A 593-nucleotide genomic window follows, 5' to 3' on the forward strand; every position below is an offset into this window, starting at 1 on the left:
CTCAAGCGAGGACAAGCGGCGTGGTACTCATCCCGTGAAACGACAGCGACGGGCCACCAATCCTCAGTCAAGGAAAAGCGGCCGCGTCTGCGCAAGGATCGCCGGATCGAGCGAGCGGACGATCTCCGCCACCTTGGCCCGCAGGACCTCGATCGCCGCGTCGTCGAGCGGATCAAGAATGTCATTCTGATCCCTCGTCGCGATATACTCTTCCAGCGAGGGCGCCTCGCTCGCCGGCGTGAAGCCTCCGCCGCGGGCGTGCTTGCTCAGCAATTCCTGCCGCGACTTCACCGCATAGTGGCGGATCCAGCCGAGCTTCCATTCCATCGGCATGGCGGCTTGATGCCTGTCGAGCGTCATGCCGTCGACCAGCGTCCTGCGCTGCCCGATCGGGAAGCCGTGCGGATGCGCCATGAACAGCGTCGGGCTCCGCACGGCCTTCGGCAGGCATGACCCGACGCGCCCAAACGCCTTCTTCCAGCGCGCCGTCGGGGCGTCATGCCTGCCGCGCCGCGGAAACCGCACGGTGACCAGCTCGTCGTCATAGCCTTCTCTGCCGTCGCTGCCGAAATTCGCCCAGCGGAAGGCGACGC

At 66.3% G+C, this 593-nt stretch carries 1 protein-coding gene; it reads right to left on the reverse strand.

All coding sequences use genetic code 11. The annotated features are described in order from the left end of the window. Positions 1-63: 63 nt before the first annotated feature. A partial coding sequence (locus EOA33_RS39615; RefSeq protein WP_190234545.1) for a hypothetical protein occupies positions 64-593 on the reverse strand: 530 nt, incomplete at its 5' end.

It is taken from the genome of Mesorhizobium sp. M4A.F.Ca.ET.050.02.1.1 (assembly GCF_003997725.1).
Taxonomy (GTDB): Bacteria; Pseudomonadota; Alphaproteobacteria; order Rhizobiales; family Rhizobiaceae; genus Mesorhizobium.